The sequence below is a fragment of the Methanolobus bombayensis genome (genome assembly GCF_017873415.1).
In the GTDB taxonomy this organism is placed as follows: domain Archaea; phylum Halobacteriota; class Methanosarcinia; order Methanosarcinales; family Methanosarcinaceae; genus Methanolobus; species Methanolobus bombayensis.
Genome location: NZ_JAGGKD010000002.1, coordinates 351,693 through 373,021 on the forward strand (window position 1 = coordinate 351,693; position 21,329 = coordinate 373,021).

22 protein-coding genes are annotated in these 21,329 nt (G+C 39.4%); 11 read left to right on the forward strand and 11 right to left on the reverse strand.

What is annotated here, in order from left to right:
- Nucleotides 1-52 precede the first annotated feature (52 nt).
- The 4 genes from J2746_RS03865 to J2746_RS03880 all read right to left on the reverse strand — a co-directional run bounded on the left by J2746_RS03865 (nt 53) and on the right by J2746_RS03880 (nt 5,459).
- Nucleotides 53-3,550 carry an InlB B-repeat-containing protein gene (locus tag J2746_RS03865; protein WP_209616573.1) on the reverse strand — a complete coding sequence of 1,166 codons (3,498 nt, stop codon included), beginning with the start codon at nt 3,548-3,550 and terminating at the stop codon, nt 53-55.
- A gap of 126 nt (nt 3,551-3,676) precedes the next feature.
- Nucleotides 3,677-4,018, reverse strand: coding sequence for a hypothetical protein (locus J2746_RS03870; RefSeq protein ID WP_209616576.1), 342 nt, complete (start codon nt 4,016-4,018; stop codon nt 3,677-3,679).
- 9 nt (nt 4,019-4,027) lie between these two features.
- Nucleotides 4,028-5,254: a hypothetical protein gene (locus tag J2746_RS03875; RefSeq protein WP_209616580.1), complete on the reverse strand. Its 1,227-nt coding sequence runs from the start codon at nt 5,252-5,254 to the stop codon at nt 4,028-4,030.
- Between the two features lie 7 nt (nt 5,255-5,261).
- Nucleotides 5,262-5,459 carry a hypothetical protein gene (locus tag J2746_RS03880; protein ID WP_209616583.1) on the reverse strand — a complete coding sequence of 66 codons (198 nt, stop codon included), beginning with the start codon at nt 5,457-5,459 and terminating at the stop codon, nt 5,262-5,264.
- Between the two features lie 950 nt (nt 5,460-6,409).
- Between J2746_RS03880 and J2746_RS03885 the strand changes: the two genes are divergently transcribed.
- Both J2746_RS03885 and J2746_RS03890 read left to right on the forward strand, forming a co-directional pair.
- Nucleotides 6,410-7,186, forward strand: a complete 777-nt coding sequence (locus J2746_RS03885) for an epoxyqueuosine reductase (RefSeq protein ID WP_209616586.1) — start codon at nt 6,410-6,412, stop codon at nt 7,184-7,186.
- 122 nt (nt 7,187-7,308) lie between these two features.
- The gene (locus J2746_RS03890) at nt 7,309-8,094 is read left to right on the forward strand and encodes a DUF1638 domain-containing protein (RefSeq protein ID WP_209616589.1); all 786 of its coding nucleotides are present in this window, start codon (nt 7,309-7,311) and stop codon (nt 8,092-8,094) included.
- 57 nt (nt 8,095-8,151) lie between these two features.
- Here J2746_RS03890 and J2746_RS03895 read toward each other — a convergent pair whose 3' ends face one another.
- Complete coding sequence (locus J2746_RS03895; RefSeq protein WP_209616593.1) at nt 8,152-9,339, reverse strand: Cdc6/Cdc18 family protein; 1,188 nt, start codon at nt 9,337-9,339, stop codon at nt 8,152-8,154.
- 164 nt (nt 9,340-9,503) lie between these two features.
- Here J2746_RS03895 and J2746_RS03900 point away from each other — a divergent pair, with 164 nt between their 5' ends.
- Complete coding sequence (locus tag J2746_RS03900) at nt 9,504-10,151, forward strand: cobalamin B12-binding domain-containing protein (RefSeq protein WP_209616596.1); 648 nt, start codon at nt 9,504-9,506, stop codon at nt 10,149-10,151.
- 41 nt (nt 10,152-10,192) lie between these two features.
- Nucleotides 10,193-11,554, forward strand: coding sequence for a monomethylamine:corrinoid methyltransferase (locus tag J2746_RS03905; RefSeq protein ID WP_209616598.1), 1,362 nt, complete (start codon nt 10,193-10,195; stop codon nt 11,552-11,554).
- Between the two features lie 167 nt (nt 11,555-11,721).
- On the opposite strand, the gene J2746_RS03910 is transcribed toward J2746_RS03905, so the two are convergent.
- Together J2746_RS03910 and J2746_RS03915 are read right to left on the reverse strand one after the other, a co-directional pair.
- Nucleotides 11,722-11,928 carry a hypothetical protein gene (locus tag J2746_RS03910; protein WP_209616601.1) on the reverse strand — a complete coding sequence of 69 codons (207 nt, stop codon included), beginning with the start codon at nt 11,926-11,928 and terminating at the stop codon, nt 11,722-11,724.
- A gap of 2 nt (nt 11,929-11,930) precedes the next feature.
- On the reverse strand, nt 11,931-12,140 hold the full coding sequence (locus J2746_RS03915; protein ID WP_209616603.1) for a hypothetical protein: 210 nt from the start codon (nt 12,138-12,140) through the stop codon (nt 11,931-11,933).
- A gap of 41 nt (nt 12,141-12,181) precedes the next feature.
- On the opposite strand from J2746_RS03915, the gene J2746_RS03920 reads away from it, so the two are divergent.
- Nucleotides 12,182-12,334 carry a hypothetical protein gene (locus J2746_RS03920; protein WP_209616606.1) on the forward strand — a complete coding sequence of 51 codons (153 nt, stop codon included), beginning with the start codon at nt 12,182-12,184 and terminating at the stop codon, nt 12,332-12,334.
- A gap of 37 nt (nt 12,335-12,371) precedes the next feature.
- Here the strand turns inward: J2746_RS03920 and J2746_RS03925 are convergent, their stop codons facing one another.
- On the reverse strand, nt 12,372-12,683 hold the full coding sequence (locus J2746_RS03925; protein ID WP_425342640.1) for a DUF6293 family protein: 312 nt from the start codon (nt 12,681-12,683) through the stop codon (nt 12,372-12,374).
- A gap of 92 nt (nt 12,684-12,775) precedes the next feature.
- On the opposite strand from J2746_RS03925, the gene J2746_RS03930 reads away from it, so the two are divergent.
- Together J2746_RS03930 and J2746_RS03935 are read left to right on the forward strand one after the other, a co-directional pair.
- The gene (locus tag J2746_RS03930; RefSeq protein ID WP_209616612.1) at nt 12,776-13,189 is read left to right on the forward strand and encodes a hypothetical protein; all 414 of its coding nucleotides are present in this window, start codon (nt 12,776-12,778) and stop codon (nt 13,187-13,189) included.
- Between the two features lie 107 nt (nt 13,190-13,296).
- Nucleotides 13,297-14,727, forward strand: a complete 1,431-nt coding sequence (locus tag J2746_RS03935) for an ATP-binding protein (RefSeq protein WP_209616614.1) — start codon at nt 13,297-13,299, stop codon at nt 14,725-14,727.
- Nucleotides 14,728-14,837: 110 nt separating this feature from the next.
- Here J2746_RS03935 and J2746_RS03940 read toward each other — a convergent pair whose 3' ends face one another.
- Together J2746_RS03940 and J2746_RS03945 are read right to left on the reverse strand one after the other, a co-directional pair.
- Nucleotides 14,838-15,437, reverse strand: coding sequence for an RloB family protein (locus J2746_RS03940; protein ID WP_209616617.1), 600 nt, complete (start codon nt 15,435-15,437; stop codon nt 14,838-14,840).
- Between the two features lie 12 nt (nt 15,438-15,449).
- Nucleotides 15,450-16,712, reverse strand: coding sequence for an AAA family ATPase (locus J2746_RS03945; RefSeq protein ID WP_209616620.1), 1,263 nt, complete (start codon nt 16,710-16,712; stop codon nt 15,450-15,452).
- A gap of 648 nt (nt 16,713-17,360) precedes the next feature.
- On the opposite strand from J2746_RS03945, the gene J2746_RS03950 reads away from it, so the two are divergent.
- Nucleotides 17,361-17,540: a hypothetical protein gene (locus J2746_RS03950; RefSeq protein WP_209616622.1), complete on the forward strand. Its 180-nt coding sequence runs from the start codon at nt 17,361-17,363 to the stop codon at nt 17,538-17,540.
- A 90-nt stretch (nt 17,541-17,630) separates the two neighbouring features.
- Nucleotides 17,631-18,008, forward strand: a complete 378-nt coding sequence (locus tag J2746_RS03955; RefSeq protein WP_209616625.1) for a DUF2283 domain-containing protein — start codon at nt 17,631-17,633, stop codon at nt 18,006-18,008.
- A 543-nt stretch (nt 18,009-18,551) separates the two neighbouring features.
- Here the strand turns inward: J2746_RS03955 and pth2 are convergent.
- A complete protein-coding gene (pth2, locus tag J2746_RS03960) occupies nt 18,552-18,911 on the reverse strand; it encodes an aminoacyl-tRNA hydrolase (protein ID WP_209616628.1) in 360 nt (119 codons plus the stop codon).
- Between the two features lie 188 nt (nt 18,912-19,099).
- Between pth2 and J2746_RS03965 the strand changes: the two genes are divergently transcribed.
- Nucleotides 19,100-19,273, forward strand: coding sequence for a hypothetical protein (locus tag J2746_RS03965; RefSeq protein ID WP_209616630.1), 174 nt, complete (start codon nt 19,100-19,102; stop codon nt 19,271-19,273).
- A 267-nt stretch (nt 19,274-19,540) separates the two neighbouring features.
- Nucleotides 19,541-20,980: an AlbA family DNA-binding domain-containing protein gene (locus J2746_RS03970; RefSeq protein WP_209616632.1), complete on the forward strand. Its 1,440-nt coding sequence runs from the start codon at nt 19,541-19,543 to the stop codon at nt 20,978-20,980.
- Nucleotides 20,981-21,329 lie beyond the last annotated feature (349 nt).

Below are 21,329 nucleotides of genomic sequence, written 5' to 3' on the forward strand. Positions count from 1 at the left end.
AAATCCTGAATACTAAAAATTCCGTTTTTTATCTATCTGAGCATGTGCTACCTTATGCTGGTGCAAGAGGAAGTACTAACATCTTCTTGATATTGCCGTCTGCATTATCAGTGTAGAACACATAGAAATTTGCTCCATCGTTGACGATTGAAACTGCGTTACCTCCAACCACTATGGAGCTGTTAGTTGCAGAAATTCCATTGTAGCTTGTCTGAAGGTTACTTCCATCTTTGCTACCCACAACAATATCTCCAGAGAGCACATCGTGCGAATAAGCTGAGGTTGCAGATCCTATCGATGCAGAGTTAACAAAGCTTATCAAATTGCCGCTGACAGATAATTCAGAGGACAGTGGATTGGTGTGTTTATACAAAGCATACTGTTTACCATCTCTTGTTATAAAATCATAGATGGCAACAGAACTTCCACTCTTGTATATTTCAGATGTACTACCTGAGCCCAGATTTGATTTAACGACAACTGAATAATACGAATCCGCATAACTCATACTCTTGTCATAGCGCTGTTGGTGGCTCAAAATATAATAATTCTTATTTGAATCTACTGTTATAAAAGAGCCTTTCAGATAATACATACCGATGTAATCTGCACCACCCCAATGTTCATAATATCCATTGTACACTACATTCTTATCAAAAGATGTCGAAGAATTGGCATACATTATATCATCTTTTTCTCTGTAACCGCCTAATTGTCCACGTGTATCGGTGTAGGTGATATGAGCATCACCATCAATATCCACAGCTATATCCGGCTTGGAGCAGGAGCCACCATTATTTGAAAGGATTAGTTCTTCAGTGTTCCAGTCACTTCCATCGAATACACGATATCCGATCTTACCGTCTGTCGTGTAGGCAGCATGGATATTGCCAGAACTGTCAATGGCTATTCTGCCCTCTGTTCCATTTCCAACCCAGGATTCTCCGCTCCATTTCCCATTTGATTCCTGGTTGTAATACAACTTACTGTTCCTGTGATATAGGACGCCGGTGAAGTCTGATCCTTGCTCTGCATCAAGCAATGTTCCTGCAGGCACAAGGATAATCTCTTCCCACATTGCATAGACAGTGATGTCGTCAGTTATGACAGTTGCAGTCGTGAAGGAAGTACCTGAACCATCGGATTCAGTATTCCATCCTTCAAAGGTATGGCCTGTCTTTGTTGGTGCAGCTGGCAACGAATCAAGAGTTGTACCATAGTCTGCAGTGTCACTGGTAGGAGAAGCATCAACGTCGCCACCATTCTTGTTGAAGGTCACGGTATAGCTAATAGGCTTCCACATTGCGTAGACAGTGATGTCTCCAGTCACAACGGTTGCAGTTGTGAAGGAAGTACCTGAACCATCTGACTCAGTGTTCCAGCCTTCAAAGGTATGGCCTGTCTTTGTTGGTGCAGTTGGTAACGAATCAAGAGTTGTACCATAGTCTGCAGTGTCACTGGTTGGAGATGCATCAACATCACCACCGTTCTTGTCGAAGGTAACAGTATAGGTAGCAAGTTGCCACGTTGCATAAACTGTGATGTCTTCTGTCACCACTGTTGAACTGGTGAATGAACTTCCAAGACCATCAGGCTGAGTGTTCCAGCCTTCAAAGGTATGGCCTGTCTTTGTTGGTGCAGCTGGTAACGAATCAAGAGTTGTACCATAGTCTGCAGTGTCACTGGTTGGAGAAGCATCAACGTCACCACCGTTCTTGTCGAAGGTAACAGTATAGCTAATAGGCTTCCAGACAGCATAAACTGTAATGTCGCCATTCACAACGGTTGCAGTTGTGAAGGAAGTACCTGAACCATCTGATTCAGTGTTCCAGCCTTCAAAGGTATGGCCTGTCTTTGTTGGTGCAGCTGGTAACGAATCAAGAGTTGTACCATAGTCTGCAGTGTCACTGGTTGGAGAAGCATCAACGTCACCACCGTTCTTGTCGAAGGTAACAGTATAGCTAATAGGCTTCCAGACAGCATAAACTGTAATGTCGCCATTCACAACGGTTGCAGTCGTGAAGGAAGTACCTGAACCATCTGATTCAGTGTTCCAGCCTTCAAAGGTATGGCCTGTCTTTGTTGGTGCAGCTGGTAACGAATCAAGAGTTGTACCATAGTCTGCAGTGTCACTGGTTGGAGAAGCATCAACGTCACCACCATTCTTGTTGAAGGTCACGGTATAGCTAATAGGCTTCCAGACAGCATACACTGTGATGTCGCCATTCACAACGGTTGCAGTCGTGAAGGAAGTACCTGATCCATCTGACTCAGTGTTCCAGCCTTCAAAGGTATGACCAGTTCTTGTTGGTTCGGAAGGTAAGGAATCGATTGTTGAGCCTTCCGCAACGTTTTTGCTAAGTGGATTAGCATCTGTGTCACCGTTGTTTTTGTTAAATGATACAGTATATACCATAGGAGCAATGGTTATGGTACTTGTTCCAACAGTTGCAGAAGCATCATTTGAAATTGCTTTTACGGTTACTGTACCCATTCCAGTAGCGCTTAACAATCCATTTGCATCAATCATAGCATTGCCGGTTCCATTGATAACGGACCATGTTACGCTGCTATCAGTTGCGTCAGCAGGTAACACATCTGCATTCATTTGCAGGGTCTCACCATTCACAATCATTGTAGCTGAACCTGCTCCAGTCACACTGATATCGGTTACAAGTATTGGATCAACAGTAACAACCATGCTCCCTTCAACACCTGAGGCATCGTTAGCTGTTGCCTTCACCGTCAAATTGCCGACTTCAATTGCAGTCAATAGGCCATTTACATCAATTGTAGCACTACCGGTTCCGTTGATCACTGACCATGTGACACCTTTATCGGTTGCATTGAAAGGAAGTACACTGGCATTCATTTCTAATGTCTGGCCACTGACAACATTGGCCACTGAACCTGCAGCGTTTATAGTGATACCCGTCACAAGCACAGGAGGTTCGGTCACTATGACCTGAAGTGTTCTTTCAACACCTGAAGCATCGTTAGCTGTTGCCTTTACGGTAATATTCCCAAGTGCTTTTCCAGTGAGCAATCCATTTGAGTCAATAGTAGCATTCCCTGTTCCGTTCACTACGGTCCAAAGAACAGTTTTGTCAGTTGCACTTGCAGGCACCACATCTGCATTCATTTGCAGTGTTTGATCAAGTATGACATTAGTAGCTGAACCTGTTCCAGTTACAGTGATACCTGTGACCATTATGGGTGTTGCACCTGCACTTCCTGAAGACGATGAAGAACTCTTTTTACTGCCTGAAGTTATTGGAATCAGAACTTTTTGCTTTAGAATCTTATCAACAGGCTCCATTTCACTAGAATCATCAGGTGTAGCGAAATAGACTTTTTCATTTTCACTATTAGATGAGTTTATTTCATTGTAATCAACTTCTGATACATTATCAATTACAGTTTTGTCATTTTCAGAATCATTATCTAAACATCCACTTGTTGTAACAACAAATGCGAATATCATAACCACAAGAATAAGAAAGAACGACCTGCCAAACAGGCCTTTTTTATCGCTAAACCTATTTTTCATCTTACCACCCATTTTGCAAAACAGTTTATATAAAAATATTAGTCGACCGTTTTTACAAAACTACTTCTAAATGGATAGATGTGAGCTACTATGTATAAAAACATTTCTAACTATTTGAAACAGATACTAATCATAATGATGAGAGAGAATCCTATGTAGAAAGAGCGTCTTTGTAGAAATCCTCACAGCTTCTTCTGTTAACACATAGGAATCTTCAATTGCAGCTGCAGAGATCAGGTTCATTTGAGAATCTGTATATAGCAATGATTGTTTGATGATCTCTGTGATGATATTGTCCAGTTGATTCACATAGGTCTTTGATCCAAATTCCCTACGGACATTGTGGACAAGCTCTCGCTTATAGTCCATGGTCCTTAATCTGAATACTCTCTCCATGGTGCGTTCTAAAAGCGAGATAAGCTGATTCTCGACCCGAATAAGTTCTGGAGATTTCAGAAGTGACGTCATATCACCTGATTATTCCCCTTCAACCGGGAATCCGCCCCATTTGAGAAGCTGTTCTTTTGTAAGAACTCCGCTATTGTACCATTCTATTACATCACGGGATTCCAGCTGTGGTCGGCTCAGCTCCTCGAATTCTATCCATACAGAATCTTCCGTTTTGTTCATGAGTCGAAGACGCATATTGATGGCACTGTTAGCAATATTCCGGACAATATGCTGCAGACCTTCCAGGACAACCATGCGATCCTCTTCGGATACATATCCAGCAGCATAGGTGGATCCTTTCGTATCGCCCATGCTTAGAGGGGACTGCAACAAGCCTATCTGAATATCCGTTTCCAGAGATTTCTTGAATGACATAACATCTAAAGACCCCTTTGCATCCACTGGAATAACATCCAGGCCCACTGCAGCAATATCCTCGTTCTCCGAGAGATATTTGTGTTCGTCAAGCCATGCATCTATGACCTTCTGAGCATCCTCTATGCTAACAATTTCCTGCTCAACCAGTTTCTCAAGGAGCTTGAAGTCAATAAGATACCTACCATTGCCGTATTTCTTAACAAATGAAACGTATCCGTGGTTGATGTTCAGCAGGTTCCGGATACTAAGTTCAATGGGTTTCATCATGGAAGCACCATAAATGCCGTATGTATCTCGCTTGCGGGAATCCTTCTGAACAGTATCCCAGGCATTGTAGGAACCATAGACAACATCGTTAATCTTCAATATCTTTCTTTTAGCCTTGTCACTTTCATTGATAACAATAGATCCAGTGGGGGGTGTGAGGATTTCTTTAGGGTTCATTTCGCCAACAGTAAAATCCTCTGGAAGAATAGTTGTATTCTGCATGAGCAGGGGTATCAGAGAGAAGGTCTCTGCGTTCCCGTTGGGTAGTGCCACATATGTTCCGTCCCTGCAGAGAAGCCTGGCAAGTGTCTGCACCTGCTCAAGGAAGTTGACCTTAACGGACCATCGCTCAAAATCTTTAATGATCTTGGAACCGGTTCCATCAAACTGCATGCCTTTTACCAGGGAAAGTGCCAGTTTGTTCAAAGATGTGGAAACATGTGGAGTGCAAGTTGAAAGCTGCTGGTAATATTTGAACCGGCTATCAGTGTCAAAGTTCTGGTATCCTCCTAACTTGGTAGATGTGTCTGTTCGTTTGATACCTGCGGATGCCATGAGAGTAATCGGCTTATTATGTGGGTCATTGATTGTGGCATTCAGACGGACCATGGATGCCTCACAGGTGTTTTTTGAGTAGAGCCTTCGCTTCTACAGTGGTGATTTTACCATCTTCCAGTGACTGCAGAATCTCGTAGACGAAGGATTTTCGTTCTTCTGCGGTCTTGTTCTTCCACCAAAGCTTTGCCCTTATGACTATGCCTGCACCAATTCCTATCAGAAAAGTAGCTGCTTCAGTTGCATATGATTCTATCATGGTTTTCTGCTCCTGGGTTCATGTTGGCCACACCATTCATCAGAGGGAACTAGCGGAAAACCAACCTTCGCAACTGGAGACTCGCGTCTGCAAAAACCGTATGTGGGAGCAGTTGGCTTGTAAAAAGTGCATGTAGAACAGGTATCAATCATGCAGTGGAATCAGAATGCTGCAATTATATAAGTTTAATACATGCTTTTGGAAAAACACTAAATATATGGAAGTAGATGGGATTTTCTAAAGGAAAATTGAATTATATGAAGGAAAATACGAAAGCAGATAAGCTTTTAACTCTTAATTCACAAATAAAGAACGGTTGGATATGTGGAAACAACTTGTTGCAAATGAGTTTCTTGTCGTTTTTCTACGGAAATTAAGCGACAATTTCAGGCAACAAGAGGACAAGTGAAAAACGATATTAAAAAGACAAAATCAACAAGTAAAAAATATAATTGAAAAACCTAAACCTAGTTTTTGAGTTCCTGCAAGCTTACATTAATCTTAGATTGTAATTCCTCACTTATCTTGATCAATTTATCTGTTTTTGGTATTTCTATTTCTTTGTTGTTGGATTGACTGATTTGATCAATAGTTATTTTCCTTAATCTTATTAATGTCAACATACCAGCTTTTATCGCTGATTTTTTTTCATTTTCCTCATCAGGATGCAATCTCATTAAGGCATTTTTGAAAAAAAGGTGCTAATAAAAAAATGATCAATCGCAAAAACAAAAATGAAAATACAGCTTTATTAATAAATTATAATTCTCGGCGAATCTTAATAACGCTACCTATACGTAAAGTGAGTTGATTCTAATAAATAAATTCCATGTTAAAAAAGGTGTATTTGCACCATACGTGGAAAGTTTTTAATACCCACTGATACCTTTTATTAAGTATGACAAAAAAGAATCATTTCAATGATTCTTCTTTTGTGTTGGAGGAAAAATATGAGCTTAAAAGAAGAGATCAGAGAAAAAGCCTTTGAAGTGGGATTCCAATTATTTGGTGTTTCTGACATCAATAAACTGGAAGAAGCCGAGTTCCCGGATGACAGAGGACTCATGAGACCATCTGAAGTCATGCCGGAAGCCAAATCTGCATTTGTTATGGGTCTGGTACTCTGGGATGAAGGACTGAATACTGCTATATCATCTGTCAGCACCGGGGATTTTTCTGGCGGAGAAGCTGACTACTACAACATGTATTATGAGGTTACAGAAACCAGGGGATGGCGTCTGGTTTCCTGGCTAAATGAAAAAGGATACAAGGCAATACCAACTCATTTAGTTCAGGAAAAGATAGCTGCAACTCTTGCAGGACTGGGCTTTATAGGACACAACACTCAGGTAATAACTCCCGAGTATGGTCCAAGAGTGCGATGGATGACAGTACTAACAGATGCGGAACTTGAACCGGATGAACCTTTCACAAGGGACCTGTGTGCAGAACAGCTACTCTGTCAGGAAAAATCATTGTGCGTCAAAAGTTGTCCGTATAGTGCACTAATTCCAGGACCATCCCAGGGAGTAGAACCCGGAAAGAAACTGATCTACGACAAATGCGTTGTTTCACATGAATTCGATAAGGAAATTTCTTCTAAGCATGAGAAACACATACGTCGCATAACGGAGAGAGGATTCATGGAATGTACCATCTGTAATCTTGTCTGTCCTTACGGTTACCCGGTCGATGAAAATGTAATTCCTGAAAAAAGAGGCGATTGATAAGATCACATATCATTACATTCCTTTTTTAATGAATTGTTACAATTTACTGCTTAAAACAAAACTTACATTTCTTGCTCTAGGTATTCATGTCTTGAAAACTAAAATCGGAGGATTGGAATATGCCATCTTTATACCTGATATCCTGTCGTATGTTTGAAGATGAACTAGTTAACATATTTGAAAGAGAAGATGAAAATACCCGATTGCTATTGGTAGAAAATGAGAACATCGAAGGAATTGAAAATAAATTTACAGAAACATCAGTTGGATACGAAAAAATATCCGTTGAAGATATAACTTCCAGAACAGAATCCACTGATGAATTTGTAGTTGTATTGAATATCCTGGAGTTTGCACTGGATGCAGATCCTTCCATTCTCAAGGATAAGGTCTACATGACCATCGAAGAAAAAGGAAACTTATTCGATGGAATACTGATCTTTTATGGTCTTTGTGGCAATGTACTTGGAGCGATCGAATCTGATTTTGCCCAGCTAGGCATCCCGGTGAGAATACTGAAAGACGACGATGGGAACATCGTGGATGATTGTATCTGTGCTGCTTTTGGCAACAGAGGTACATATGTTGAAGCTGTGACCGGTGGAAACAAAGGAGAAGGCATATACTTCCTGACCCCGATGCAGGCAGCGAACTGGAAAGAAATGCTTGTTCTTGCAAGAATGACCTCGGACCCTGATGATATCGAAATGACAAAAATGGTATTTGATTATTCCGGTTACAAGAACGTCGGAAAAGTATCTACAGGATTATGTTACGAGAAAAAATTCGACGAGACTGTTGATGAATTTGCATCACTCTTTGATTTTGAAAAGAAGCTATTTGAAGGGTCAACAAAAGTTGCAGATCAGAATTATGAGTCCATCAAGAAAGAGATTATGAACTAATTTCACAGAAAGTGCATCTGATATGAACTAAAAAAGCTGCATTTTTTACATATTTACTTATTTATTTAGTAGCCTGTAATCTGAATAAAGAACTTCTTTCAGCTTATCCATGTTCTCGTCTATTGAGATCAGGCGAGTTTTTCCAAACCGTCCTTTGCTTCTTACAGGCGCATTTATTATCCCAAGCATATCAAACTCAGCTATGATCCGGGAAACACTCGAACGACCAAGAATCCTTAAATCATTACGGCCAGCCAGTTCTTTGTATCTTACTTCCACCTGACCAGTAGTAACTTTGTCATTTAATTCTTCAATTAGTTGAACTATGCTTGCGAGCATTAATTTTGATTGGACAGGAAGGCTTTCTATAATCTCAAAAAAGCAATCCTTGTTCAATTCTTCATGAGCAAGCAGTACATGTTCTTTTGTTATTTTTTCCAGGCTATTCCTTTCAGTGATCTCACCTGCAGTGTCAAGCAATGCCAATGCTTTACGTGCATCACCATCTTCCTGAGATGCAATTATTGAACATTGTTCAACAGCTTCTTTATCGACAACTCCTTCTTCAAAGGCAAGCTCTATACGATCGTTTAAAATCAGGGAAATTTGCTCAATGTTATAAGGTGGAAATACAAAGTCCCTTTTATTAAGGGATGAAATAACCCGGGGATCTAATTTTTCTGAAAAGAAAAGGTCATTTGATATACCTATGATCCCGATATGAAGACCATTTTCAATATTCATGTTCTCACTTGCCCTGCTTAAATTGTAAAGAACATTATGGTCCTTGAGCTGGTCAATTTCATCAAAGACCAGGATTATTGTTGACTGGCTTTTATTGATAACTTTCCAGAGTATGCTGTAATACTCTCCTATGGAAAGACCACTTCTTGGAACATCAGCATCCTGGTCAATACTCTTGATTATTTCAAAAATGATGTGACTTGTACTGTTTACTTGTTTGCAGTTCAGGATGATAGTATTTACATTCCTGTTTTCTCTTAATGTGATTTCATTTAATATCCTGAATACATATCTAACAACGGCAGTTTTTCCTGCACCGGTTTTTCCATATATGAACGCATTTTTCGGTTCCCCGTTAGAAAGTACAGGTTTCAATATATTAGCAATATTCCCTATTTGCTGGTCTCTGGCAACAAGAGTTTCAGGTAAGTATTTTGGAGATAGCGCAGATCTATCTCTGAATATTTTCATATCGCCTGTTCCGAATATATTGCTTTTCATAAAATCATCCAAAATATCTGATAGACTATAATTCAGTAGGCAGGTGGATTATTTAAAGGTTTACAACTGCTTTTTTAGTCTGATTGGGATTTTTCACAAAGACGAAACACGGATATATTATAGCCTCTGAAAACATATTATATCCTTTCTAAAGGGGAACTGCAATGCCAGCAAAAGAGGAACTGCTTGTAGAAGCATATGAATCGTTCGTAGAGATCGATGAAAAGAAAGTATTTAACGTCATTGAAAAATGGATTGATAGTGGATATGAAATTAAAGACCTTTTAGAAAAGTTCGCAGAAGCTCTTACTGAAATTGGAAGAAGGTTCGAAGAAAAGGAATATTTCCTTGCCCAATTGGTGAATTCAACATTGATATTTGATAAAGCATACAAGCTCATTGCTGAAAATATGGCTGAAAAGGCCATCGAAATGAAAGGCAAGGGAACTATTGTAATGGCTACTGTAAGAAATGACACTCATGATCTGGGAAAGAACATTGCAGCCAGTATGCTCAGGATAGCAGGATTTAACGTTATTGATATCGGAAAAGACAAGGCTGCATCAGAGATAATCGATGCAGCAGTTGACAATGAAGCTGACATCATTGCAGTTTCCTCTATGACAAGTACCACAATGAGAAATCTTGAAGAACTGATTGGTCTCCTAGAAGAAAAAGAGATCAGACAAAATATAAAAGTGATTGTCAGCGGGGCACTTGTTACTCAGGAGTATGCCGACTCCATAGGAGCTGATGCATGTGCCAGAACTGCTACAGAAGCAGTAGAGATCGCTGAGACTTTTGTGAGTTGAAGAAATGGATGTATTATTATAGTTCCTAAAGGTGAGTTAAGATGGTAGATATCCACAGCTATTTGGAAAAGGCAATGCAGGGCGAAAAAAGGGATGAACATAAACATGATATGGAAGTTTTCAGGCAATCCCAGAAACTTGCTACTTCCCATGGCATAACTTATGATGAGGATGAATTTATCCCTTCTGAGACGGAGTTTGCAGATTCGGTTTTTGAAGCAGCTCTGGATCTTTTACTCAAAGTAGGAGTCTATTGTAGCGATACAGGCAGAGTTATAAAACTGGATGAAGACGAAATATTAAGTTCAATTAAAGTTCCGAAAACACTGGAAATCGGAAGATTCAATGAAGTTGTATCTGTTCCAAACCGATATACTATGGATTCGGAACCCCCTGTTATTATAGGCGGTCCGATGGGTGGTACAGTATCCGAAGAATACTTCCTGGAAATACACCTAAGTTCCGCATACGAACCCTTAATACAGGGTGTTTATGGCGGCGCAATGGAGACTATGGGTGGCAATTACATCCAAGGAAAAAGTCCCTATGGATTGCTTGCTACATTAAAGGAAGCTAGACTTGAAAGGTTTTCCACTAAAATAGCTTCAAGAGAAGGACTTGCATTGATGGGACCCTGCACACCAACAAGTTCTCCTTCTTATATGCTTGTATCATCTGACGAAATGTATTCAAGAAATGATCCCCAGGAAGTTTACCAGTTGAGCGAGATCAAAACTGACTTTGAAACATTCAACAAGTCAATATTCCATCTTGCACATGGGAACAAATTCTTTTCAAGCCAATCTGCAGTATTAGGTGGAAATAGCATCGGATCGGCAGAAGGACTTGCTATAGTAGATGTTGCAGAGACAATACAGTCTAAAATGATCACCGGAGCAAATTTCCATGTGTCAGGATCAGTTCATGCAAGTACAAATTCATCTTCAGCAAAAGAGGTCATCTGGGCTTCCAATATGGCTTCAATTGCCATTTCCCGAAATATGCAACACTATACAGCCAGACACTACTTTAACAGGGCCGGATGTTGTACTGATATGATGTTCTATGAAACTGCTGCCCAGGCAATTGGCGACACTGTAAGTGGGAGGGATATTCTTATAGGTCCTGTTGGTGGTCGTGGAGCATTGATAGACCAATCATCAGGTCTCGAATCCAGATTTATGGGTGAAATTGCTCATATGGCAACGCATCTTACAATGGAAGATGCAAATGCTGTCGTGAGCAAGATCTATTCAAAATATAAAGACAGATTGTTAGATTCTCCAAAAGGTAAACCCTTCAATGAGTGCTATACATTAAAGTCGGAATACAGCATGATTCCGAATGAGGATTACTTGAATCTTTACAAGAAGATTTTTTCGGAGATAGAAGGTTATTGCTAAATTTACAATATGAATAAAAATTACTTTGCTGAGTGTTCATGTTATTTTGAAACAGACTTCCAAACGGTAACTCAATAATTTAAAGAGTAGTTCTCTATATTTTAAAGTGTACACTTTTTTCACCTTATATATTTCCCATAAAAGTCCGAGTCACCTGATCATAATCTCTACACCAACCTCTTCTCTCTTAACTTCTCAATCACAAGTTCTGCGGTCTCTTCCACCTGCTTTTCCCTGAGATTATTCTGCATCTTCGAATAATATTCTGCAATGAAGTCCACCGCCTGGCTCTTGTTGCAATCCTGCTCCTTCATCACTCTGTGGAGTACTGCGGTCGTATTCTTGCTCACGGTTGCATAGAGTTTTGGTCTCATAATTACCTCGGTCTTGTTTTGATAAGTGCTGACATATTCAGTTTCTGCGGTCCGTACCTTGATTTACTAAGCTCTGACAACGCCCATACAAGTGCATCCACTCTATCTGGACTACTTCCTTCTCCCGGAACCCAGTCACACATCTGGTCCTCAAGAGCAGGGAAGGATCCTACGTGGTGAACTTTGCCTTGCTCGTACAGAGCACTCTTCACTAAAAGCTATCCTGCAATGGCAATATGCCAACGAGGAAAAAATGATGATACGTTCTGAGAGTGGAAAAGGAGAGTACAGATCAATAGTTATTTCACATGCTGCTAATTGGGACCAGTTGGATGAAAATGAGAAGTTTGCTTATGATATGGTGTTTCGGTCTTTGAAAGATATGCAGAGAAAAATTATCAGCTAATGGTGATTAGATTTTCTTTGCCAAACAGCTAACGAAATCATTTCATTAAACCACTCACATGCGCAATATACTGACCCGATTCGGTTATTTTTGTGATAGTTCTTCTTCCTACCTTTTCCCGTTGAATATATCCCATATCCTCAAGTCTTTCCAGATATCGTTTGTTTAGTAACATCAAAAGATTCCTTTTTTTAGTTCGTCGTTCAGACTTGTGGATATCTTCAGGCAGCTTTTCGAAGCCCTGGACTTTCTCTTCCTTCAGGATACTGAAGAACTCTTCACTGTCCATTCCTTCAGGTTTCAGGGAAAGCCTTGACAATAACATTTTACTAACGTCATCTGGCATCATTATCTGGAAATTTAGGATTAAAAGATAATTTCTCAATCGACTCAACGGAAAATTTACTCAAATCATCTCAGAAAAAATTGATTAATAATGATTTGAAAAAGCCTAGCTCTTTCGATGAATTACTACAAGCACTTCAAGATGAGAATATAAAAGATATGTCACTTCTAAGAGATGGACTCTCAATAATGATTCTTCACTATCTGGCAGGCGTTACAAAAGAAATAGAGTGGGATGTAAATCTTGATCAGTTCTATAGGATACTTAGTGAAGAGGTAGGTAAATTGGGAGAATTAACTTCCAGTTCTATAGAAATCCAGAAAATTTTCAAACCGGTAAGAGATAGATTAAATATTACTGAAATTAAATTTGATGACTTACTTGTCAAGTGTTATGGAAAAGATTGGGTGCGTCTTGAAGTAGGTACTTCTATTTTTGATAAAGACACAAAACTTGTTATTTCTGGAAACAACAAATATCGTTACATTAAATTATTGAAAAAGCTGTGAAGCAGATTTAGTGCTTGATTTTACTAATCAAGTTTTGTAGAGAAATCTGCCTCCTATGAACAAAAACCCATAACCTATAAATAATACGAAACTAAATCATAATTATTATGTTCCGTAATTTTGTTAACCGTGTTCAAGAACTGGAATCTCTTAACAGGGATTATAACTCCAGTGACTTTTCATTTACCGTCATCTATGGACGCAGGCGGGTTGGCAAAACAGAGCTTATCCAGCAGTTCGTGAAGGATAAGCCTCACATTTTCTTTCTGGCGGATATGCGAGGAACACTATCCAATACTCTTAGATTCAGGAAAAGAGCTTCAAGCCTGTTCAATGACATGGAACCTGCTGCTGAGACATTTGATGGTGTGTTCGAATACATAAGAAGACAATGGAAAGAAGACCGGAAACTTGTTATTGTTATCGATGAGTTCTCTTATCTGGCACAGGCTGATGAATCCATACCATCGGTATTCCAGCTAATTGTTGATGAGATACTCAAAGGAAGATCTTTCCATCTTATTCTCTGCGGTTCTTCCATTTCCATGATGGAAAAAACAACCCTTTCCTATTCAAGTCCTCTTTACGGCAGGCGAACAGGACAGATACAGGTCATGCCTTTAAGTTTCCATCACATTTCCGGTTTTTTCCCGGGATATAAGCCGGAAGAATTGATGCAAATATATGGGGCAACAGGAGGCATACCTTTCTATCTCAGGTTCTTTGATCCTGAAAAAGGATTTTACGAGAACCTTGAACAGTCAATTTTCTCCAAAGAAGCTGTACTTTATGCAGAAGGTGAATTCCTGCTGCGTGAAGAGTTAAGAGAACCTGCCACCTACATGAACATACTTTACTCCATCTCAAAAGGTGCATCAAGAGCAGGAGAGATTGCTGCCGGTGCATTCATAGAAACAAAGGATCTGTCCTATTATGTAGATACGTTGATGAAACTTGGATTCTTAAGAAAAGAGCATCCTGTCGCAGAAAAAACATCTACTCGTAAGACAATTTATGTTATAGATGACCCTTTCCTGCGTTTCTGGTTCAGGTATGTGCTGGTACACAAGGATTCCATAGAAGCAGGCGACAGTTCACATGCTATTGAAGACCTGAAAAAAAGTTATGATCGTTATCTGGGAGAAACATTTGAGCAGGTCAGCAAAGAAATGCTCATGGATCTGAATCTCCATGACAGACTTCCATTCAAGTTCAAGTCTATTGGAAGGCAGTGGGGAAAAATACCTAAGATGCCAAAAGGGAAAAACGATTATGAAATCGATCTTGTGGCCCTTGACCCGGAAACAAAGAATATACTTTTCTGTGAGTGCAAATGGCAAAAGCAGAAGATCAATGCAGATGTCTATTACAGTCTGAAAGAGAAGGCAGCTCATGTGAAATGGTTCCCTGAAAGAAAAGAACATTTTGCCCTTATCAGCAAGTCCGGTTTTACTAAGAACTTGCATGAGATAGCAAAGCAGGAAAATGTTTTGCTGCTGACATTGGAAGATTATCTTTCAGATTCTACTGTAGAGTGATTGACAGTTTTCACTCCTTGATGAAGAGAATGTCTTCAATCCCATTCACAAAAAATCATTCTGTAAAAGTCTATAGAAGATTGAAATGATGTGATAATTATTTTATACGGTTATTTATTGAAGTCTCTAATTACTTCAATTATTCTGTAAACCTGTGTTGATGGATTACTTTCCGTACTATTTAGATCAGTTCCGTTATCAAGGTGAAGTTTTTCCAGTTTTTTAGCGTTTTTCACTGCTGTATCAGTTAGAGGTTCAAGAGTTTGAAAGTAATCTCTGCTCTTACTGTAATCTGTAATCTGTCTTTTTAAAAGTTCTATCAAACCTTCGTTTTGAAGTGATGCGTCTGTATAGCTAAAATGAAGAAGGAACCAGAGTTCAAAGGAGGGGTTTGAGAAGCACATATTGATGGATCTTCCGGCATACCTGTATGCTTTTGAGATATTGTCATCTGTGTTCTCGTCGCAATCAAAGACGCACCAGATGGAATCACCACCGTTGATGTCCAGATCTTGCACCTTTTTTTTAGCAAATTTAACAATGCTTCCGACATCTTTACGGCTTGATGGAATAGGAATGACATCGACGTTGTTCTGTGGGGTTCTGTAATTTTCAAAGTACATTGGTTCGGTCTTTTCACCTTCACAGATTATGATCATTTTATTCCTTGTAGGTCTTTGACCACGTTTTCTTCGGCTGTAGTCTCCCATGTCAAAATCCCCTCAGGATGAGATGAATGGCAGTGCTCCGTATCTTCCCATCAGGTATCCTTTCAGGATGTTCTGATCTTTGCGAACCTGGAATTCCAGAAGTGAATAAAGATCCGTATTCCCTGCATCAGCATCTTTTTCAGTGAACCATATCTGATCCCTTCTGAATATCTCATCATTGAGCAGGTTGGTGTTATGGGTCGTTATTATTAACTGGGCATTGTTCTTATTGTAACTCTTGTCATGGAAGAGTTTGACCAGGTGTTCACTAAGCATTGGATGCAGCTTTAGTTCCAGCTCATCTACAAACAGGACCTGCCCTTTATTTAGTGCATTCAGCCATGGTCCTATTAGAGTGAAGAATCTTCTTGTACCATCGGATTCCTCAGTGTTGAAATCAAATGAGATGCTGTGTTCCTTGCCATCTTTATCTTTTACAAGGTGGAATGTGTTGATGTCTATTTTTTGCAACTTCCCATTAGCTTTATCAAAGCCTCGTGGCAGATGGTTCGTTATTTCAACCGGAAGTTCAGTAGGATCTATGTCTTCTATACTTGCAATAATATCCTTTAGACCAAGGTCTGCTCTTTCAAGTGATCTCAGAATGGCTTTTTTCGAGTCGTCATCCTGATTGAGCATTTGTATTGTATATTCACCCTGCTCTGATAATGTCCTTGCACCAATTATTCTCAGGTCTTCCCTGAACCATTTGAAGGCTTCCAGGGTCTTAGCGTAATTCTGCTGTGCGGAGTTGGAGAGATAAAGGACATTACTCAGAGTTCTCTTTGAGATATCGTTCTGAACTCTTTTATCAATCGTGAATTTGAATTCAGTTGTGTTTCTTCTTTCAAAAACGAGTGCTTCCCTGTTGTTCGGGTAATAATAAAGTTCTTCATCGATTATCTTTGTCCTGTCATATGATACAGCATACCTGTACCTGACATTGTTCTTGATGAAAAACACACTGAACCTGCTGGGCTTAGACATACATTCCGGTGTCAGCTTGAACGGCTCGAATGGAAGCAGATCTCCATCCTGATTCTTGACCGACGTCATCACCAGATTCTGCAGGTTGAACATTGCTAAAAGAACATTGCTCTTTCCGGATGCATTAGCCCCATAAACGACAGCACTTTTCACCAGCCTGTCATTTTTCTTCAGGGCATCCGGCTCGATCAGATTCTCCTCAAGCGCCCTGTCTGATGATGCCAGTAAACTAAAAGTGATCTCATCCTTAATTGAGCGAAAGTTCTCAGCTTTGAATTCAATTAACATATCGATACCAACTTATTATATGGATTTAATTGTAATTTTCGTGATTTTTACGAGTATATCGAAGATAAAACATGATTATATTTAAATTAATTGCTAATTGATGATTTCAATTTTAGTATTAATTACAAAATACCCTTTCTCTGTTCACCCAATATCGACCTGCTCCTTGTATTTGTCTCTTCAAGTCATTTATAAAACTTTGAATGAGGTTTTCATACTCTAATTTTAAATTTCCATTTGTAATAATCAAAGAATTGATCTCATTTAGTGTAATCAATGAAGTATTTCCTATACTATGGATTTCAAGCTCCATTTTCGACAGTTGAAGGCTGGCAGGCTGGGGAAATTGACTAGAAACCAGTACAAGCATCCCGCCGCAGGCGGCACATCCAATAATAACCAACTTTGTTGATTTCTTAAGTTTCCACTTCCATAGAGGGGGTCCCATTTGAATGAAGCAGTGAACTTTGTAAATATCTCCACTTCATGAAAGGGGTTGTTTTTGCTTGAAATGCTAAACCTGTAAATATGTTCACTTCCATGAAGGGATTCCATTTGATTTATGATACGGAGCATGATTGATGTGAGAAACCTTACAAATGACAACGTATATACCTAATTAGCATACTTACTACAGAGGAGTTACATATGGAATCATTGGATATCTACGCATTTGATCAGTATCTGTCCACAATCACTGTGGAAAATATCCATGAAACAATGCATTTCCGAAAAAGGATTGACACTCGTTTTGGAGAGGAGTTTTCAAAAGAAGTTTACCACACCATCTTCGATTGCACACCAGTAGGTATGAAGATTACGATTTAATAATAATATTTGGTGTAAAGGACTTAGATCCTATCCAATATTCTTTAGTGACATGTTTTAAAGAAACATCCAAGAGGAGAATGAGAGACGATGAGCGAGCGCAAGAGTAAGCGTGATGGTTCAACCGATTATGATTATCAAAATGACAGCTTTTTCGCATATTCTAAAGGTGTGAAATATAAGTCATCCATCGATGTAGATGGAATAATTTTGGATATCGGTGAAGACAATTCTATCATGGGTGTGGAAATTATTGATGCCTCTCGTAGATTTGGAGTTAAGAAATTCGATGTTCAAAAATGTCAGAATCTGAATGTAAACATTGATATTTCCCCAAAAACAATCGAATTAAAGTTAACAATGAGTGTCCAAAAAAGAAATCACAAGCTTCTTCGTGAAACCGGTGTATCTACACTCAATTCAATGAATTTACCTGCGGGTTCAGAATCGTTGGCCATTGTTGCATGAAACAACACCAACTACTTTTTTAGTTATTCCATCTCCATTGCTAAGTACCTCTCTTTTCTTCTCACTCTGCATTACTACTCGCAATATCTCAGGCAAAGGGGAAATTCATCAAAGAAAAATACCTGGCATATACTTTACTACGTCGGCTGAAGTGGAATGGATCCATCATTCATAAAAGACATGCAAAAGGCACATTCTAGTTTTGAATGAATGAACTTTTTGATATACACGTATTTTATGCGTTTTGCGCGTATTTTACGCGTATTCGTGGTATGTCAGAAGATAGCCAGGATTCTCAAATATGAAAAAAGCGTAATGTTGTTTTCAAAAGAATACTAGATATTGCATGTTTCAGGTTGTGCTGGAAAAAGCTGTAAGAGGAGTTTTGAAATAGGTTCATAATCAAAAGATAAAACAAGTGGATTCAAATCTATAATTCTCTTTAGTAACTAAAAACAGTACAGCCATCCGCCGCAGGCGGCACAACCCATAGCAATTATCATTGAGAAACTCCATCCTATAGATCGTATGCTACTGTTTTCATTAGAATAAACTCAGTTTCTTTGTTAATTTATCAATATCTTCACTCTTCATCGGAAAGAAAACCAATGCTGTAATTGTCCCTAGTTCGACTTCTGTCCTTCCAGCATCGCGTATGAGTTCACAGATGTATCCTTCATCAATGGTTTTGTCTCTGAAGTTCAACAATTTGGTTCGATTCTTGGTCTTCAGAACGACTTTCTTTTGTTGTTTTCCATCATCGAACCATTCTTTAATATCATCAAGAAGGTCCAGATTTTTGAGTAGTGGAGTTATAGATGCATGAGCAACCTGGACTCCAAGTTTCCCGGGAGATATTTCAACATCTTCAGGTATCACGATTACTTGTTTGAATTCCCACATATTTTTTACTTCACAACTTATTTGTTTTCAAAATGGATGAAATTGACGATTATAATCTATAACTCTGGTGTATTTTGAGACAATAATTCAATAAATAAGAAAATTGATTTTTTAATGTTTCTCATCAGAAGTATTTTATAAATCAAGCGTTTTTTAGAAGTAAACATCACAAAAAGTAGGAGGATAAAATGACTGGAAAATATTTAACAGAAGACACTCTTGTCGTTACACCGGAAGGTTCTGAAATAATCGCTGATGTTTTGCTTGCTGAAGATTCCAGCACTAAATCTGAAAAAAGAGTTGATCTCCGCAGAAGTCCAGAAGAAACAAGGAAAATCCTTCGTGAGATGAAACTCAAATAATTACAAGCAGAATAATTCTCTGATTAGCTTTTTCTATCTTGTAGAGAACTATCACAAGGAAATAGCAGTGCAAAAAGGTCTACAGGAAAATTAAAAGAGAAAAGATGAAACTACACCTTGACTTACATAAATTGAAGTCCTATAAAAAGACCATGTTTAAATAATTTTGAAGCCAACTAACTGCCAGTCATGAAATGTGAAGAGAGAGATCCTGTTAAAAGTGGCAATGCAGATTAAGGATGTTGATTCTTATTGGATGGTGAAAGGATGAACCCTCCAGCATCTCAACTTGTCACCATGCCAGAGGGAAAAACGCTGGAGTTCAAGCGTGACATCTCCTCGCCCAGAAATATCCTTAAAACACTTGTAGCATTTGCCAACACAGCAGGAGGGCGTTTGCTTATCGGGATAGAGGATGATACCAGGGAAATACTTGGAGTAAAGAATCCTCTAGATGAAGAAGAACGTCTTTGCAACCTTATAGCTGACAACATAGAACCCCGTTTAGTTCCAAATGTTGAGTTACTCTCTCTTGAGGATAAGACCCTGCTAAGTGTAGAAGTTTATCCAAGCGGTCTGCGCCCTCACTGGATGAGAAAAGAAGGGTCAGATGAAGGTGTTTATGTCCGACTGGGTTCTACTAACCGAAAAGCTGACAGGGAACTTATTGCAGAGCTTAAGCGTACCACTGCGGGTATATCTTTTGATGAACAACCACTTCCAGACAGGACCGATGATGATCTGGACTTTGAAGCTGCATCAGCTTGTTTTGAAAGGCACAGGAAACGTGTGAAAAAGGATTTGGAATCCCTGCGCCTTGTTGTCCTGCATCAGGGACATCTGGTACCTACAGTAGGTGGCATGTTGCTTTTCGGAAAGGACCGTGAAACAATCTTCCCGGATTCATGGATACAATGTGGACGGTTCATCGGTAAGGATAAGGCAGACATTTTCGATCATATAGATATCCATGAACATCTACCTGTGGCAGTTGAAAAAGTAATGGAGTTTCTCAAGAAACATGCCATGCGAGGTGCGGATTTTTCAGAATTGAGACGTAAGGATGTATGGAGCATTCCACTTACCATCCTGCGTGAAGCAGTGATCAACGCTGTTGTCCACGGTGACTATTCACAAAGAGGAGCACCTGTCAGAGTCGCCTTTTTTGATGACCGCATCGAAATAGAGAATCCTGGCATACTGCTTCCAGGTCTGACAGTTGAAGACATGCTGCAAGGTGTTTCCAAGATACGTAACCATGTAATTGCTCGTGTTTTCAGAGAACTGGACCTGATAGAACAATGGGGAAGTGGCGTTCGCCGGATGTTCAATGAAGCTGAAGCTTTGGGGCTTCCTCAGCCTGAAATTATTGAAGTGGGAATGAGAGTGAGGTTGATCGTCTATCTGGCTGAAAGGATCAAAGTTGAAACTTCCACCCCAATTACGGCTGAAGCAGAGTCACGGCTAAAGTCACGGCTAAAGTCTGAACTTGCGGCTAAAGTAGTTCTTCTTCTGGCTGAAGGTGAAGCAAGCAAAGCTGAACTTGCTCAGGGACTGGGACATAAGTCTGTATCTGGAGAGCTGCACAAGCAGGTTAAAATCCTTCTGGAACTCGGTTATATTGAGATGACAATACCCGATAAACCACGTAGTAGCAAGCAGGAGTATCGTCTTACGGTTGATGGTGAAAATTTGTTGGATGGATAATTATGTTCATAATAGCTCATTTCTAACATTCTCTTGTTTCTATTGGAAGTTTACGAATAACGGGGTGTAGGGGTAGAGAAAGCCTACGACTTTACAGGTTGTCCGACAATTACTATTGGTAATAATAAAAATCCTTCATTTTCGATTTAAAGGCTTTAAATGCCTTCTTTTTCATATGATTTTGCCATAAAATGAAATTATCGGACAGCCTGTTTAGTCGTAGGATGAATCGTACCCCACTGACTGTTGATAAACTCATCATAACAACATTGGAATCGTATCTCATTGAACAAAAAAAGCAAACATTCCAAAGCAATATTAAAGTAATAAGAAAACAATATACTGTTGT